This window comes from Paenibacillus sp. TY11 (genome assembly GCF_059772165.1).
In genome coordinates, this window is the sequence record NZ_JCBAIQ010000003.1 from 41,749 (window position 1) to 56,598 (window position 14,850).

General features: G+C 46.2%; 12 protein-coding genes, 2 pseudogenes and 1 riboswitch. Of the genes and pseudogenes, 8 read left to right on the top strand and 6 right to left on the bottom strand.

The window, feature by feature from the left end:
* Positions 1–60: 60 nt before the first annotated feature.
* A pseudogene (locus tag AC6EJC_RS04425) lies at positions 61–315 on the bottom strand (class II fructose-bisphosphate aldolase); the annotation flags it as partial.
* Positions 315–710 (bottom strand): annotated as a pseudogene (locus AC6EJC_RS04430) (aldehyde dehydrogenase family protein); the annotation flags it as partial. The pseudogenes AC6EJC_RS04430 and AC6EJC_RS04425, both read right to left, overlap by 1 nt.
* A gap of 373 nt (positions 711–1,083) precedes the next feature.
* Here AC6EJC_RS04430 and AC6EJC_RS04435 point away from each other — a divergent pair.
* Positions 1,084–1,845: a DeoR/GlpR family DNA-binding transcription regulator gene (locus AC6EJC_RS04435; RefSeq protein WP_444952910.1), complete on the top strand. Its 762-nt coding sequence runs from the start codon at positions 1,084–1,086 to the stop codon at positions 1,843–1,845.
* Positions 1,846–2,052: 207 nt separating this feature from the next.
* Positions 2,053–2,745, top strand: a complete 693-nt coding sequence (locus AC6EJC_RS04440) for a helix-turn-helix domain-containing protein (RefSeq protein ID WP_444952911.1) — start codon at positions 2,053–2,055, stop codon at positions 2,743–2,745.
* Between the two features lie 78 nt (positions 2,746–2,823).
* Here AC6EJC_RS04440 and AC6EJC_RS04445 read toward each other — a convergent pair whose 3' ends face one another.
* The 3 genes from AC6EJC_RS04445 to AC6EJC_RS04455 all read right to left on the bottom strand — a co-directional run bounded on the left by AC6EJC_RS04445 (position 2,824) and on the right by AC6EJC_RS04455 (position 5,580).
* Positions 2,824–4,455, bottom strand: coding sequence for a formate--tetrahydrofolate ligase (locus tag AC6EJC_RS04445; RefSeq protein WP_444952912.1), 1,632 nt, complete (start codon positions 4,453–4,455; stop codon positions 2,824–2,826).
* A 211-nt stretch (positions 4,456–4,666) separates the two neighbouring features.
* Complete coding sequence (locus AC6EJC_RS04450) at positions 4,667–4,975, bottom strand: hypothetical protein (RefSeq protein ID WP_444952913.1); 309 nt, start codon at positions 4,973–4,975, stop codon at positions 4,667–4,669.
* 101 nt (positions 4,976–5,076) lie between these two features.
* On the bottom strand, positions 5,077–5,580 hold the full coding sequence (locus AC6EJC_RS04455; RefSeq protein ID WP_444953172.1) for a DUF6933 domain-containing protein: 504 nt from the start codon (positions 5,578–5,580) through the stop codon (positions 5,077–5,079).
* A 522-nt stretch (positions 5,581–6,102) separates the two neighbouring features.
* On the opposite strand from AC6EJC_RS04455, the gene AC6EJC_RS04460 reads away from it, so the two are divergent.
* From AC6EJC_RS04460 to AC6EJC_RS04485, 6 genes are all read left to right on the top strand, one after another.
* Entirely contained in the window at positions 6,103–6,810 is a 708-nt protein-coding gene (locus AC6EJC_RS04460; RefSeq protein WP_444952914.1) for a response regulator transcription factor, read from the top strand.
* Position 6,811: 1 nt separating this feature from the next.
* Entirely contained in the window at positions 6,812–7,756 is a 945-nt protein-coding gene (locus AC6EJC_RS04465; RefSeq protein WP_444952915.1) for a sensor histidine kinase, read from the top strand.
* Between the two features lie 101 nt (positions 7,757–7,857).
* The gene (locus AC6EJC_RS04470; RefSeq protein ID WP_444952916.1) at positions 7,858–8,781 is read left to right on the top strand and encodes an ABC transporter ATP-binding protein; all 924 of its coding nucleotides are present in this window, start codon (positions 7,858–7,860) and stop codon (positions 8,779–8,781) included.
* Positions 8,774–9,469 carry an ABC transporter permease gene (locus AC6EJC_RS04475; protein ID WP_444952917.1) on the top strand — a complete coding sequence of 232 codons (696 nt, stop codon included), beginning with the start codon at positions 8,774–8,776 and terminating at the stop codon, positions 9,467–9,469. Before AC6EJC_RS04470 ends, AC6EJC_RS04475 begins: the two co-directional genes overlap by 8 nt.
* Before the next feature lie 122 nt (positions 9,470–9,591).
* Positions 9,592–9,736: riboswitch (FMN riboswitch) on the top strand.
* Positions 9,737–9,908: 172 nt separating this feature from the next.
* On the top strand, positions 9,909–10,856 hold the full coding sequence (locus tag AC6EJC_RS04480; RefSeq protein WP_444952918.1) for a DMT family transporter: 948 nt from the start codon (positions 9,909–9,911) through the stop codon (positions 10,854–10,856).
* A 240-nt stretch (positions 10,857–11,096) separates the two neighbouring features.
* On the top strand, positions 11,097–13,127 hold the full coding sequence (locus AC6EJC_RS04485) for a methyl-accepting chemotaxis protein (RefSeq protein ID WP_444952919.1): 2,031 nt from the start codon (positions 11,097–11,099) through the stop codon (positions 13,125–13,127).
* Between the two features lie 140 nt (positions 13,128–13,267).
* On the opposite strand, the gene AC6EJC_RS04490 is transcribed toward AC6EJC_RS04485, so the two are convergent.
* Positions 13,268–14,749, bottom strand: coding sequence for a carboxylesterase/lipase family protein (locus AC6EJC_RS04490; protein ID WP_444953173.1), 1,482 nt, complete (start codon positions 14,747–14,749; stop codon positions 13,268–13,270).
* Positions 14,750–14,850 lie beyond the last annotated feature (101 nt).

Genomic DNA, 14,850 nt, shown 5'->3' on the forward strand with positions numbered 1-14,850 from the left:
CAGGAAAATCTGCGCAGGAAACAGCTTGGCATTTACTTTGAAGGCTATGTTTCTATAGCATTACACCCTAAAACGAACATCTGCCTTATGACTCGTGCCGAATTCTTGTATCTTCCCTTTGACAACGGCCGTAATTGCTGCCGTACCCGGTGTGAGAATCGTCTTAGGATCATATACATGAGAATTACTCCTTAACACGTCACGAACCGCCAAAGTCCAAGCCTGAATGCATTCTGTATTAACGTTGATTTTGGCGTGGCCTAATTCAATTGCCTTGATAATTTGATATTCCGGGATACCTGAACCCCCATGCAGGTTGCAATTGTCGCCAGCGAGTCACCCATCATTAGGGTAGGCGCTCCAGCGGCAAATTCCACATTTTCGATCCCACGTCCAACCTCACCCAACGCTTCGGACAAATTTTTACCGTTCTCGACAGTGATCAGGCGGGCCAGTTCTTCTTTGTGCTGTATGAGCAACTGTTGGTAATTGAACAAAATGCGGGCTCGGCGTGGGACAGGAACCTTCTTCCACTGTTCAAAGGTACGCGCGGCAACCTCTGCTGCGTAATCTGTATCCTCCTGCGTCGAGATCGGTACTAGCGCTATAACCTCTTTCGTAGCTGGATTGTATACTTCCTCGTAGCGGGTTGTTTTGCTTTCTACCCATTCTCCGTTAATGTAGTTTTTCAGTTTCCGTGCTTCAGACATACATTATTCCTCCTTGCGGCTATTTGGTTGATGCTGAAGTTAACTCATGGTTATATTGGGACAAAATTCATTCACAAGGGTGCTAAACCATGCTAACCATCCCTCTTTCTATCGTTAAGTTGTTATCTTTTTGTTATATTTTGATCATAATCTGATAAAATCATAATATTTAAAGCGCTTTCAGTCAATATATAATTTGAACTTTTTATAAACTCATCCATATCAAATTACGAATTTATATCGAAATAAACATAAAACGAAAAAAATGATTAAGTTTTGGTTAAATGTTGTTATAATGAGAGTCAGAGAACCTTTTTACCGTTGTTCAATTGCAACCATCGCTCTCATTTAACAAATTAAAAGGTGGATTTACATGTTAAAGACGAAACGCATTAAACAAATTCAGGAATATGTTTTTGAGCACCAGACGGCCTCATTGGATGAGTTAGTCAATGTATTTGATGTTTCCAAAAATACGATTCGCCGTGATGTTCAGGAACTCGTGGAACGTGGAGAGCTTAAAAAGGTGTATGGAGGTGTGGCGGTTAATCATACGACACTGGAGCCTTTTAACGACCGAATCACAAGGCACCAGCAAGAAAAGACACTTATCGCTAAAGCGGCGGCAAGCTATGTGGAAGACGGGGATATTATTTTCATAGATTCGGGAACCACGACGCTGGAAATGATCGAATTTCTCAAAAACAAGCAACTGACCATTATCACCAACAATTTTGATTTTATGATTGACTCTTTCCCGTTTCCAGGTTTGAATGTCATTTCGACAGGCGGTATGTTGGAACGCAAAACCAAATCTTTTGCCAGCTTCAAAAATATTGAACTCTTAAAATCTTATAACATTAACAAAGCGTTCATGGCTGCTACGGGCATTTCCATTGCCAATGGAGTCACCAATTCCTCTCCCCTGGAGAGCGAGATCAAACAGGTGGTAGTCGAAAAAAGCGCGGAGGTTTTTTTGCTAGTAGACCGCCACAAGTTCGATAAATACGCGCTAATGACGTATTGTAGTCTGGATCAGATTCATTATCTCGTCACCGACACCATGCCGGATAAAACGTATCAGGAATATGTACGGGAGCACGATATTCAATTGATTATTGCAGATCAGGAGTAGAAATAGAGCGATCAGGCAGGATACTGTGGCATAACAAAACACACGGATAGAAGCGGGACAGCCCGGCTTATCCGTGTGTTTGTATTTTAATGATGCTGAATAAGCGATAGCTATCGTCTCAAAGCTTTCCAGAGGAAAGCTCGGCTCGTAAGCACAAACTGCCCTCTACCCTTGTGCGTTTATTCAGGAAATCTGGGAGCAGAAGCAATGGGAAGCACTATCCGACTGCACAGTGGCACTAAAGCACCCAACAAACGATACAGCTGCAACCAAACATCTGTATTGCGGCAGCAAATCATGCTTCAAGAGCTACTCTTGCTGTGGCAGGAAGCCCACGTCTATGTAGAGGATAAAGATAGCTCTATTCCGGCATTGCCAGCATCCGTGAAAGGCACCCTTACATACATGGAAAACCACTATGAGAAGTCCATTACCGTCAAGCAACTTGCCGAACAGGCGAACGTTTCCATATGGCAATACTCACAAATGTTTCGCAAAATAACAGGCAAAAAGCCGCTGCATTACCTCACTGAGCTGCGCTTGAATCATGCCAAGCGGCTGCTGCTGGAATGCAAACGGCCTTTACGTGAAATTGCCCGTCAGCTCTTTGTCATGGGCATGTCCGGATTCTCGTCTACCCTCTACCACCCGCAGGGCTTCCAGCCCGTTGAGACGATCCAAAGGTGCTCGACGAGGGACACGGCTTCGCGGAAATTGATCCGAACGAATTGCCTGACTACGCCGGGAACCGCATTTTTATGCTTGTCCCTACTGCCCCAGACCCAAACGTACGCTGGAACGCATGATCAACAGCTCTCTCTGGCGCAGTCTTCCTGCTGTACGTCAAGGCCGGGTATACTTCGTAGAAGCAGAGCGTTGGAACTGGAGCGATTGCCATGACTCGGCAAAAACTGCTCACTGCACTGCCTAAACTGCTCGTCACTTCATTCTGAGAAACTACCGTTTTTCTAAAAAACACTACATTAGGCCTTGAATGCTCCCATCCGCCTCCAGTGACATATGCTCAGCTGCTGGAGATTTGGGCAGTCCTGGCATCGTCATGGTATTGCCTGTTTCCACGACCACAAAGCCTGCCCCTGCGGACAAAGAAACGCTGGACACGTGAATCGTAAAGCCCTCCGGTGCACCTAGCAGAGAAGGCTGATCTGAGAAAGAATATGGCGTTTTGGCCATGCATACAGGCAGTTGCCCAAAACCAAGCTGCTCCATACCAGCCAACGCCCGTTTGGCCGCTGGAGTGTATGCTACCTCTGCCGCACCGTAAAACTCCTTCGAAATGACACTAATTTTCGCTTGCAAATCAAGCGTATGATCATACAACGGTGCAAAATGAGCTTTGTCCTCCTGGAGCAAGTTCAGCAGGCTTTGGGCCAACTTTTCTCCCCCTTGGCTTCCCTGTGCCCACACCTGTGACAGCTCTGCGGGTACACCCAGCTTGTGACATTCCGAGAAAATCAGTTCCAACTCGGCTTCGCTGTCTGTTACAAAATGGTTGACCGCTACCATTACCGGCACGCCAAACTTTTGCAAATTTCGTACATGCCGGTTCATGTTGGCTAATCCGAGTTGCAATTGCTCCAGATTTTCCGCGTCCAGCTCATTTTTAGCTACACCGCCGTTATATTTCAGCGCTTTGGCGGTTACGACCAACACAGCGGCATCGGGCTGCAATCCAGACTGACGGCACTTGATGTCAAAAAACTTTTCTGCACCCAGTTCAGCCCCGAATCCAGCCTCTGTGACGACCACCTCTCCCAGCTTCAAGGCCAGCTTCGTACCGATCAAACTACTGCATCCATGTGCAATATTCGCAAAAGGTCCGCCATGCACAATAACTGGAGTTCCCTCCAACGTTTGCACCAGATTGGGTTTCAATGCTTCCCGAAGCAGCACAGCCATACCTTCCACTGCATGTAGTTCCTCAGCCGTTACCGTTTCACCTGCTTCGTTATAACCAATCACCATCCGACCCAATCGCACTTTAAGATCTTCCATATTTTCACTTAAGCATAATACCGCCATCACTTCTGAAGCCGAGGTAATCAGAAAGCCACTTTCTCTGACCGCTCCATTGCCTGCCCCCAATCCGGTCACAATACTCCGCAAACTCCGGTCGTTCATATCGACAGCTCGCTTCCACACGATCCGTTCCGGTTTCAACCGCAAAGCATTTCCATGAAACAAATGGTTATCAATCATCGCTGCCAGCAAATTATGCGCTGCCGAAATCGCGTGAATATCACCTGTAAAATGCAGGTTAATGTCTTCTGCCGGAACAATCTGGGCTTGTCCTCCCCCGGTTGCTCCCCCTTTCATCCCAAAGCAAGGGCCAAGGGACGGCTCACGCAATGCAGCAACAGTTTTATGCCCCAGCGCATTCAGCGCCTGTGACAGCCCGATGGTTGTCAGCGTTTTTCCTTCTCCCGCCGGAGTAGGATTCATCGCCGTAACCAGTACCAGCTTTCCATTCGGGCGATCCTTTAACTCCTCCCACAGGGACGGATTCAGCTTCGCTTTATATTTTCCATACGTCTCCAGATGCTCTTCTTCAATTCCTGCTTCTTTGGCTACATCAATAATCCTCTTCATTCTTCGTTATGTACCCCCCGTTTTATAAGTCTGACCAATGGTGTCAAACACTGTATCGTTTTATTTTACCAAAGTGTGCCGTTTATTGCGCTATGATTCATTTCATCGTAAGCATTGCTATCATGTGAGTTATAAAAAAGAGCATCCCCCGCCCGCATGGACTTTGGTGGATACTCTTTTGATACATCTCGTTTAACGACCAGCCCTCAAATTAACCTGCAGCGTTAGCAGCATAATTTTCAGCAATAAATCCTTTAGAAATCAGGATAGATTGGGATTTCTTGGTCGCAGGACCATAGCCTTGGGATAGCAGATCATTAATATGTAAGCGATTATAAATGAAACAAAATACAAAGTTGGACGCCCCGCTCGTAAGGATCGACACCAGAAAAATAATAATAGCCCACTTCCAATCCCCTCTAAACAACGCAGGGAAAAAACCGAAAAGAAGCGTGGTCCATGAAAAACCCACTTTGCGTTCCTTAATCATTCCAGTTTTATTTCTTAATTTAATCTTCATTTACCCCTTACCTCTCTATATAGTCTTTTAGAACTATATTAGATTATATATGACAGAGGGAATAAATGGAACTTATTTTTTTGTCCAAAATAGCAATTCTCTCAAACACTTTCTAGGTTGTAATGCTTTTCTAACACTTCTTTAAAAGCATCAACAGGATACTGGTATTGAACCGTTTTAAACACAATCCGGTTGTTCCACTGATTTTTTTCCAGCTCGCACCCATGCTCCATATCCAGTTCCTTCATGATAAAGATAATCTCATCCAAGGTTCCCATCACACTATGGCTATTCGTCGTAGTAGCCAGCATCTGCTCGCCTTCCTGTGTGTATGCCTTTACGATCTGTTCATCAAAGCCTTCGCTGATCATTAATTCCTTCAAGGCTTGCACAAAAAGAGCTGGCAGGTTTTTGTACTGCGATTTTTTAATCCCAAACAGTGTGATGCTTAAGCGGGATGTATCATGCATAAACACAATATTTTTTCTCCGATTAAGTAAAAACAAGCTGGCATGCCAACTATTCAAAGGCGGATAAATATCAACCTGAAGTGGTTCAGTCTCCCATTCCTTCAGCAGTTTTTGTGTTCCCCGTATGACAAACATCATTGCTCTCCTTTATTGACGGTCCTGTACCGCAGCGTGATTCGACATACCTAATCTCTCACATGAGGCACGTCCCGGATATCATAACACCGTATTCCAAACATCAGATTATAAACTCTTTCAGTATAATATAGGGGAATGATATACTGCCAGTAATTTGATTATATCTTGTGTTAGGAGTAGAGGAAAATTCTACTTCAATGCCTCCAGATTAGAAATAGTTAGACACATTCAGTTTTAACAATGTGCTCATTTTACTACAGCCACAAGGATTTTGAAATTTATCCAACCGCAGTCAACTTCTCTCGGATCATATAAAAATACAGCTGTATGCCTTGCTTCTCTTAAGTTTTTCGACTTTTCATCATTTTGGAGAAAAAACGGCCCTTTAAACCTCCTTCGGAAATTCCTCTACTCACATTCATTGGATATTGTTTATGGAAATCCCCTTCACTGCTCTATATAATTCAGTTACAGTTCGTCATACGAGCTTAATCCAAAAATTAGGGGTGTTCCACACCTATGTCACAGCATATTTTACTGATTGAAGACGATCTATCTATTGCCGAAATGCTGCTCAAAGCGCTCACCAAGGAAGGCTACAAGCTAACCACCGCCTATGACGGGGAAGAAGGGCTTGCTGCCTTTGAACGTCACACCTATGATCTGATCCTGGTGGATTTGATGATGCCGAAGGTGGATGGTATGGAAGTGATCCGCCGAATCCGCACCAGTAGCGCGGTGCCGATCCTGATTATGTCAGCCAAGGACAGTGACGTGGATAAAGCGCTTGGACTGGGGTTTGGAGCAGACGATTATGTCGCCAAGCCCTTTTCGATGCTGGAAATGACCGCACGGATTCAATCCGCGATCCGCAGATCTACTACATATGCCCATCAGCAGCAACAGGAGGAGCAATCGAAAGTCCAAATTTTGACCTATGGCAATCTACATATTGATTTGGATCATTTTTCAGTCATTCGCAATGAAAATGAAATTCAGCTAACTGCCAAAGAATCCGATATTCTCAAGCTGTTTGTAACCAATCCGAACCGCGTATTTACGAAAGCTCAACTATACGGATTTATCTGGAAAGAGGACTATATGGGTGACGAGAACGTGATTAACGTCCATATTCGCCGCCTGCGTGAGAAAATCGAAGAAGATCCCTCCCACCCCGTCCATATTAAGACGCTTTGGGGCATCGGCTACAAATGGGAGAACGGCTGATATGAGCATCGAGAACATTTCGGAATGGATTGTCGTCATCATCCTGATCGTCATTATTGTATGGCTTTGGCGGGAGCGCATGGCTTATAAGCGCAGTATAAAGGATATCCGGACTATACTGGAGCGGATTGTGACGGTGAACCATGCGGAAAAGCTGCTATATGTCACAGGTAACGCAGAGCTGCAACGGCTCATGACGGAAATCAACCGTCTGCTTGACCTGAATCTGAGGGTGTCAGCGGATTACAACCGAAGCCAAATCGCCATGCGCAAAATGATTTCAAACATTTCGCACGATCTTAAGACCCCGCTTACGGTTGTGCTTGGATATGCCGAGATGCTGGATGGTGATCCAAATATTTCGCCGGAAGAACGTGCAAAGCTGCTATCCAAAATTCATCAAAAAACAAACGAAGCGATTGAGCTGATCGGCAGCTTTTTTAGCCTGGCGAAGCTGGAGGCCAATGATACGGACATTCCACTGACACGCCTGGAGGTGGGTGAGCTGTGCAGACGCAGCATTTTGGAGTTTTATGATCTGCTGACCGCACAGGGGTTTGCTGTGCATATTGATATCCCGGAGCATCCCGTTCATGCCTTGGGAAACGAAGGAGCAATTGCACGGGTGCTGAACAATCTGATTTCTAATGCAATTCGCTACGGAGTGGACGGCCGAACACTGGGACTGACTCTATCGGAACAGCAGGACACCGTGCGTATACAAGTATGGGATCGTGGGAAAGGCATACAGGAGCCGGAGCAGGACAAGGTTTTTGAGCGTATGTACACACTGGAGGACTCACGCAATAAGGCGATACAAGGCAGCGGACTGGGCCTTACGATTGCCAAACGCCTGGTCGAGACGATGAACGGAGAGATTCAATTGACCAGCAAGCCTTATGAGCAGACGGTCTTCTCTTTTACCTTGAAAAAAATCAACTATTAATTATTCATTGAACTTAATAAATTTGTAAGAATCACGAAAGAAAAATGAATATTTCACCCTTTATTCTTGAATCATCAACAGTATACGAAGGGAGAACAACCATGACTTACATATTACGTACACATCAGCTGACCAAAGCCCTGAAGGGCAATGAAATTGTAGCAGGGGTCAGTATGAATATCCAAAAGGGGGAAATCTATGGTTTTCTCGGTCCCAATGGAGCGGGCAAAACGACGATGATGAAAATGATTACAAATCTGCTCAAGCCGACATCGGGTGAGATTGAATTGTTCGGTGAAAAATTAACGCCAAAATCGTATCATCTACTCGGACGGATGGGTTCGATTATTGAATACCCGATTTTTTATGACAGGCTGACAGCCCAGCAAAATATGGAGCTGCACTGTGAATACATGGGCTATTATAACAAGCAGGCTGTTCGGGATGCACTGGAGCTAGTGAACTTGCGCAACGCGGGTGACAAGCCGGTAAAGGACTTTTCACTGGGAATGAAGCAGCGTCTCGGGATCGCGCGAGCCATTGCGACCAAGCCGGAGCTGCTGATATTGGATGAACCAATCAATGGTCTGGACCCGGTGGGAATCAAGGAAATTCGCCAGCTATTCCACATGCTGTGCAAGGAATACGGGATGACCCTGCTCGTGTCCAGTCATATTTTGGCGGAAATTGAGCAGATTGCGGATACGGTGGGCGTAATTAATCACGGGCGGCTGATTGAGGAAGTGTCGATGGAACAGGTGCGGGAAACCAATACCGAATACATTGAATTTTCAACCAACGATTGCAAAAAGGCAGTTTACGTCCTCTCCCATCATCTGAATCTAAATAACATTCGGGTACTGAACGAGCAAAGTGTACGTATTTACGATACAAGTGTACCGCAAAAGCAAATTACGAGAACCCTCATTATAAATGATGTTGAGGTGGATTCCATTCATCAGAAAAACAGTACGCTGGAAGACTACTTTTTGCGTCTGCTAAATGGAGGTGATCTCCATGCTTAAATTGATGCAGCTGGAGCTGAAAAAATTTCATCTGGCGGGATATATCCGTTCAGCCCTGATCGCCAATGCCTGTATTCTCGGGCTGATCTGGATCATTGCACTGGACAGCCCAAGTGAAGAAGTGCCCGAATTCACACAGTACGCTCAACTTCTGGATCTCATGGACAACTTTGTCAGAGCCACCTTTATCATATTTGCCTCTGTTTTGCTGTGCCGTTTTATTGTAGACGAATTCAAGTCCAAGTCGATTACCATCTTGTTCATGTACCCCATTCACCGCAAAAAGCTGATGATTGCCAAACTCCTGATCGTGCTGTTGTTTACGTTCCTGTCCATAATTATATCGGAAATTGTCATTACGGCTGGCATTCATCTGCTTAACCAGTTTGTTGTTATTATACCCGATCAGCTTACTCTTGCTGTATTGGGCCAGCAATCAGTTCGGACGCTGATCAATGCCGTTGCCGCCAGCTTTATGGGGCTAATTCCACTGTATATGGGAATGCGAAAATATTCTGTACCCACAACCATTGTGACCTCGATCCTGATTGTAGCATTGCTTTTCTCCAATAATAACCTCCCTTCACTTAGCTCCATTGCCCTCGTGCAAGTCGGGTTTTCTGTGCTGGGAATGCTGGTCGCTTATGCGGCGATTCGACGCATTGAGTATAAGGATATTACCTCGTAATATGTAATTTAGTAGAGCGCTTTCGAAAAATAGTTGAAAATCATTGTTAAATATACACACATTTTTCACTGGACTTCATTCTAAAACAGGTATATCCTATAGGAGAAATTAAAAAACGGAATAAGGATCTTCGGGGTAGGGTGAGATTCCCAACCGGCGGTATGGCTCATGGAGCTAAGCCCGCGACTCTGTATCCCGCAACAGGATACGGACTGATTTGGTGAGATGCCAAAGCCGACGGTAAAGTCCGGATGGAAGAAGATCGAAATATGAACATGCCGCGAAGTGGATGAATTCTGCCTTATTGGTTTTGCAGTAACTTCATTTAACTTGCATAAAGCGGCAAGTTTATTTGATCAACCCCCGTCTTGCATGGCCTCTCGCCATCGACGGGGGTTTTTGTGCCACCGGTCCTGTATTCGCAAGGAGCTAATTGAGTATGAGTCAATCATCAACTGTGCTAACATCCAAAGGTTTTGATCGTAGCTCCCACATGAAAAGCGGTTTTTGGCTAGTCGCGATTGGAGCGGCCTTGTGGGGCGCAGACCCGCTGTTTCGTATTATTTTGCTAAAATCATTTACTTCAACACAAATTGTACTGATGGAGCATGTGCTGCTCTTTATCGCTCTGACACCGGTGCTGTGGAAGCATCGTGAGGAACTCAAAGCGGTACGGCTTCGTCAAGTTTTCGCTATTTTGTTCGTCTCGTGGGGCGGCTCGGCTCTGGCCAGCGTGATTTTCACCATGGCACTCAGCAACGGTGATCTTAACGCTGTGCTTCTGCTCCAGAAGCTTCAACCGTTGGTCGCTATTATTCTGGCCCGCGTTATATTGAAGGAAATGCTACCGCGTTATTTTGGAATATTAATTGTCGTCGCTCTGTTCGGGACATATCTTCTGACCTTCGGTTGGTCGCTCCCCTTTGGGCATGTTAATGATTTTGTCCACGTCGGCAGTCTGCTTGCACTGGGTGCAGCGGTTCTGTGGGGCGGTTCGACAGTGATGGGAAGCTACTTGCTTCGTTCGATGAAATATGAGACGGTGACCTCCCTGCGCTTCATGGTGGCTCTCCCTCTGCTGATTGTCCTCACCTCTGTGGAGCATGCGCCATGGAATATGCCTGCCGGTACATGGGCGGGCGCAGCTGTGATTATCAATCTGCTATTGCAGGCATTGCTTCCGGGTCTTCTTAGCTTGTTGCTGTATTACAAAGGTCTAAGTACGACCAAAGCGTCCTATGCTACAATGGCAGAATTGAGCTTTCCCATGGTTGGTGTCGTGATTAACTGGATCGCATTTCAGCAAATCGTTACTGTAGCGCAATTAACTGGTTTTATGCTCATCTGGATTACGCTCTTTATGATTTCACGTCAGCAAAAAAATTAACAGGTTGAATGTCCCTTTCATGACTCACCCAAGCCAAATCGTGAAGATGCCTTTGCATCTCCGATTTGGCTTTTTATGTATTAGTATTAATATTTAAAATAGTTCTTTAGACCTATTTTTCGACAAAAGTGTCTAAAACATGAAACTATTCCTCGTTTCCCATAGATTACATCTTTAAAATTTATCGGTTTCTGTCGAATAAAACAATGTAGTGATCATCAGACACAGAGGAGCAAGAATATGACTAAAGAAAAACAAACAGTTCCATGGTGGAGCAGGTTTCTCAAACAGTTTTATTTAATGAGGACAAAATTAATTGTAGCTTTTATGGCAGTCCTATTGATTCCCAGCATACTTATTGGATACTTTTCTTATCAGGGCGCTACGACGCAACTCAGTCAGCAAATGGGCGGTGCCGTGTACACGAATCTGTATCTGATCCGAAGCAATGTCAATCAGTATGTATCGCCCATTATGAAAGACGTTGACGTGCTATCCACTGAAATCCAATCTGATTCTATTGATTCCAACGAAGAGGCTCTTCAGAAAAAATTGGATGTCATCGTCAAAGCTCATCCCGAATTAGATGCTGCGCTCCTCGGCAATGAGGAAGGACAATACATTCGTACGCCGAAAAAAAAGGAAACCGATTATGATCCAAGGGAAAGAAAATGGTACAAAAACGCGATGCAGGAGAAGGGTAAAGTAGCCGTCAGTGTTCCAGCTGTCAGCGTCACGACAGGGAATTTAGTGGTTAATTTATCAAAAACGCTGGAGGACGGTCAAGGAGCTATTGCATTGGCTTTGAACCTGGACAAGATGAGCCAAAACCTGCAGTCTGTAAAGATTGGGGAACGCGGAGGACTCATTATTGTTGATTCTGATTATAAAATTGTGGCTGGAGCTGGAACTGCCTTTAAAAATACAGGCAAAAAACCAACAGACATCATAGAGGGACTTCCCGAAGTAGCGAAAACCGCTGAAAATGATACTCCCTCCATATCACAAATTCAATTTATGAATAGGGACGTGTTGGCCTTTACACTCAAGGATCCTCTCACCGGATGGAACATTGTCGCACTGTCGGATCTGGAGGATTACAGTGATGCAGCCCAACCGATTCTGAAGCAAAGCCTGATTGTAATTATCATTTCCATACTGGCCGCTGCCATTATCATCGTGCTCATGATTCGCTCGTTCCTGATTCCACTGCGCAAGCTGCAAGCAGGAACACGTATCGTCCGTGACGGAAATCTGACCGAACGTGTTAATCTGTCCAGTAAGGACGAGTTCGGCGAGCTGGCACAGAATTTTGACCAGATGACACATGCCTTGCATACGATGGTCTCCGAGGTCAATCAAACGTCCTCCCGACTCGCTTCCTCTTCCCTGATGATCAAGGAGAGCACAGAGCAAACGACGGAATCCGTACAACACGTAGCGGAAACGGTTATGGAATCCGCGGAAAATGCAGCTACCAGCGCCGAGGCATCCGAGCAAACCGCCAATGCCGTTGAAGAAATGGCTAAGGGTGTCAGCACCATTGCCGAATCGGCAAGCTCCATCGTGGATTCAGCAGGACAAACCGAGCATGATGTTGCTCAAGGCAGTCAAATGATCAGTAGTGTACGGACACAAATGGACCGCATTCTGGAAGCTGTAAGCCAAACGGCTAGCCTAATGGATGAGCTGTCACAGCTCTCGGACGATGCGAATCAGATGAATACTGCTATTGCCGCCATTGCCAAGCAAACCAATTTGTTGTCCCTAAACGCGTCTATTGAAGCCTCCAGAGCAGGCGAAGCCGGGCGTGGATTTGCCGTAGTCGCTGTAGAGGTACGCAAACTGTCGGAGCAATCCAAGGAAAGCGCTGATTCCATCAGTCAGATCATTACCCAAATGCTCGATTTGATTCACCGCTCTACCGCTACGATGAACGGTAATGTTCGTAACCAGGTAGGCGAAGGATTACGCATTAGCCAAGATGCAGAAGGTGCATTTACGAATATTGAGCGGTCCACATCTCATATCGTAGAACAAATCCAAAGTGTGTCCGCTGCGGCTGAACAAATCTCAGCCAGTACAGAGGAAGTTTCGGCCACCGTTACTCATTTGGCAAGCCTGTCCCGCAATTCGGCGGACAGTTCGCAGACCACATCTGCTGCCGCTCAGGAGCAAATGGCGGCCATGGAGGAAATCGCATCTTCGTCTCAGGAGCTGTCCAATATGGCGCAGGATTTGCAAGAGTTGGTTAAGCGATTTAAGATTTAAGTTACTTTGTATCGTTGCAATTTCATACAAGTAAGGATAAGCAGCGGTACATCTGTTTACTAACAAAAGCCTTCGTCCGTATACAAATTACGGGCGAAGGCTTTTCCATTTGAGTCCTTTGGATGATATCTCGTGTTTACTTATATGCTCATCTGCCCCGTCAACTGGCGGCGTCTATCCCCTTCCGGGTCGTGCTTCACCGTAATATCCTGATGAAAAATAGCTGTAGCCCGCTTTTCCCTATCGTACATCGGCCAAGTCCCTTCGGACAGCACGGGCTTCCTATCACGTGCAAAAGCAACCCATGCCTGCTGCATATCGTGAGCCAGCGCCTGCATCGACGGTTGAATATCTAATCCGAGTTTACCCAGCAGCTCCAGATTATCGAAAACAAACGCAATTTCTGCCCCATGAACCGCTTGTCCAAAGGTAGGATGCCCCGGCAGTGTCCAATCAAAACGATACATCCATACCGACGCATACGTCGACTGTGCAGCAGCAAGAGCCAACGCAGGACGCCAAAAAAATAGATCGGTCAACATTTGCGCCTGTCCCTCAATCGTAACCGGAAAAGGTTCTATCAGCTCGGCGATATCTTGCATACCCGTCATCATTTCCAATGCATGACTCGCTGTTGACTTGTTCATAAGATGGGATTCTTTTCGGATGAAATAGGCCCCCTCATGCAAGTTCGTTCCAATCAAAACGGATACCTGCTTTGCTGAACCTTGCGCGATTGCAGACAGGGGTACATCTGGCAAGGTCACGCCGTCCACAACGGGTTGATAGATCATCGCCATCCCTGGTCCGATGACTTCATGCGTCTTCGCCATAGCGAGCATCAGCGCATCTGTCGGCAGCGTAAACAACCGCTCAGGATGCTGAGTGTCCACACCCAGCTGCTGCAGATACACAGCCGTCACTTGCTCGGCTTGTGAAGTCGGCAACACCTGCGATGCCCCGCTCTGCAAAATCGCACGCTGGAACAATCCCTCAGCGGCTGGCATCGCCAATAAAGCGGCAATACTCATCGCCCCTGCCGATTCACCGAACACCGTCACCTCGTGCGGGTTACCGCCAAAGGCAGAGATGTGGTCCCTAACCCATTCCAGCGCAGCAATTTGATCCAGCAGTCCCGCATTAGAGGTGAGGCCATCTCCCCTTGGAGTCAGATGCAAAAATCCTAACGGTCCCAACCGATAATTGATCGTAACCACCACAACGTCGCCATTCTTCGCCATCCGTGCCCCGTCATATAAAGGTATAATCCCAGACCCGGTGACAAAGGCACCGCCATGAATCCACACCATCACCGGACGTCCCTTCTCAGGAGCTTTTGAAGTAGGTGTCCAAACGTTCAGGTACAAGCAATCCTCGGACTGCTCAGGCGGTTCTACCAGATTTCCAGTCATACTTTCAGCGGATGGCATAGGCTGCGGACAGATCGGCCCAAAACTCGTCGCAGCCCGCACACCCTCCCAAGGCTCCAAAGGCTGCGGCCCGTGAAAACGTAGTTTTCCAACAGGAGGCTGTGCATATGGGATACCTTTCCATACATGATATCCATTCCACGTTTCTCCACGTAATTGACCCAGACGAGTATGTACCGTAATACTCTCCATCATGAAAGCCCCCTTTATCTCGTATGTTTAACACAACGGTATAATATCAATCTTTACATATCTCTATTATACCCTTTGCACAGGGACAAACCAAAAAATAC

What these genes read in the sequence shown, in the direction of transcription:
- AC6EJC_RS04460 (WP_444952914.1), top strand. Translation starts at nt 6,103, where the DNA reads ATGTCACAGCATATTTTACTGATTGAAGACGATCTATCTATTGCCGAA.
- AC6EJC_RS04475 (WP_444952917.1), top strand. Translation starts at nt 8,774, where the DNA reads ATGCTTAAATTGATGCAGCTGGAGCTGAAAAAATTTCATCTGGCGGGA.
- AC6EJC_RS04470 (WP_444952916.1), top strand. Translation starts at nt 7,858, where the DNA reads ATGACTTACATATTACGTACACATCAGCTGACCAAAGCCCTGAAGGGC.
- AC6EJC_RS04490 (WP_444953173.1), bottom strand. Translation starts at nt 14,749, where the DNA reads ATGGAGAGTATTACGGTACATACTCGTCTGGGTCAATTACGTGGAGAA.
- AC6EJC_RS04445 (WP_444952912.1), bottom strand. Translation starts at nt 4,455, where the DNA reads ATGAAGAGGATTATTGATGTAGCCAAAGAAGCAGGAATTGAAGAAGAG.
- AC6EJC_RS04440 (WP_444952911.1), top strand. Translation starts at nt 2,053, where the DNA reads ATGGGAAGCACTATCCGACTGCACAGTGGCACTAAAGCACCCAACAAA.
- AC6EJC_RS04465 (WP_444952915.1), top strand. Translation starts at nt 6,812, where the DNA reads ATGAGCATCGAGAACATTTCGGAATGGATTGTCGTCATCATCCTGATC.
- AC6EJC_RS04455 (WP_444953172.1), bottom strand. Translation starts at nt 5,580, where the DNA reads ATGTTTGTCATACGGGGAACACAAAAACTGCTGAAGGAATGGGAGACT.
- AC6EJC_RS04435 (WP_444952910.1), top strand. Translation starts at nt 1,084, where the DNA reads ATGTTAAAGACGAAACGCATTAAACAAATTCAGGAATATGTTTTTGAG.
- AC6EJC_RS04480 (WP_444952918.1), top strand. Translation starts at nt 9,909, where the DNA reads ATGAGTCAATCATCAACTGTGCTAACATCCAAAGGTTTTGATCGTAGC.
- AC6EJC_RS04485 (WP_444952919.1), top strand. Translation starts at nt 11,097, where the DNA reads ATGACTAAAGAAAAACAAACAGTTCCATGGTGGAGCAGGTTTCTCAAA.
- AC6EJC_RS04450 (WP_444952913.1), bottom strand. Translation starts at nt 4,975, where the DNA reads ATGAAGATTAAATTAAGAAATAAAACTGGAATGATTAAGGAACGCAAA.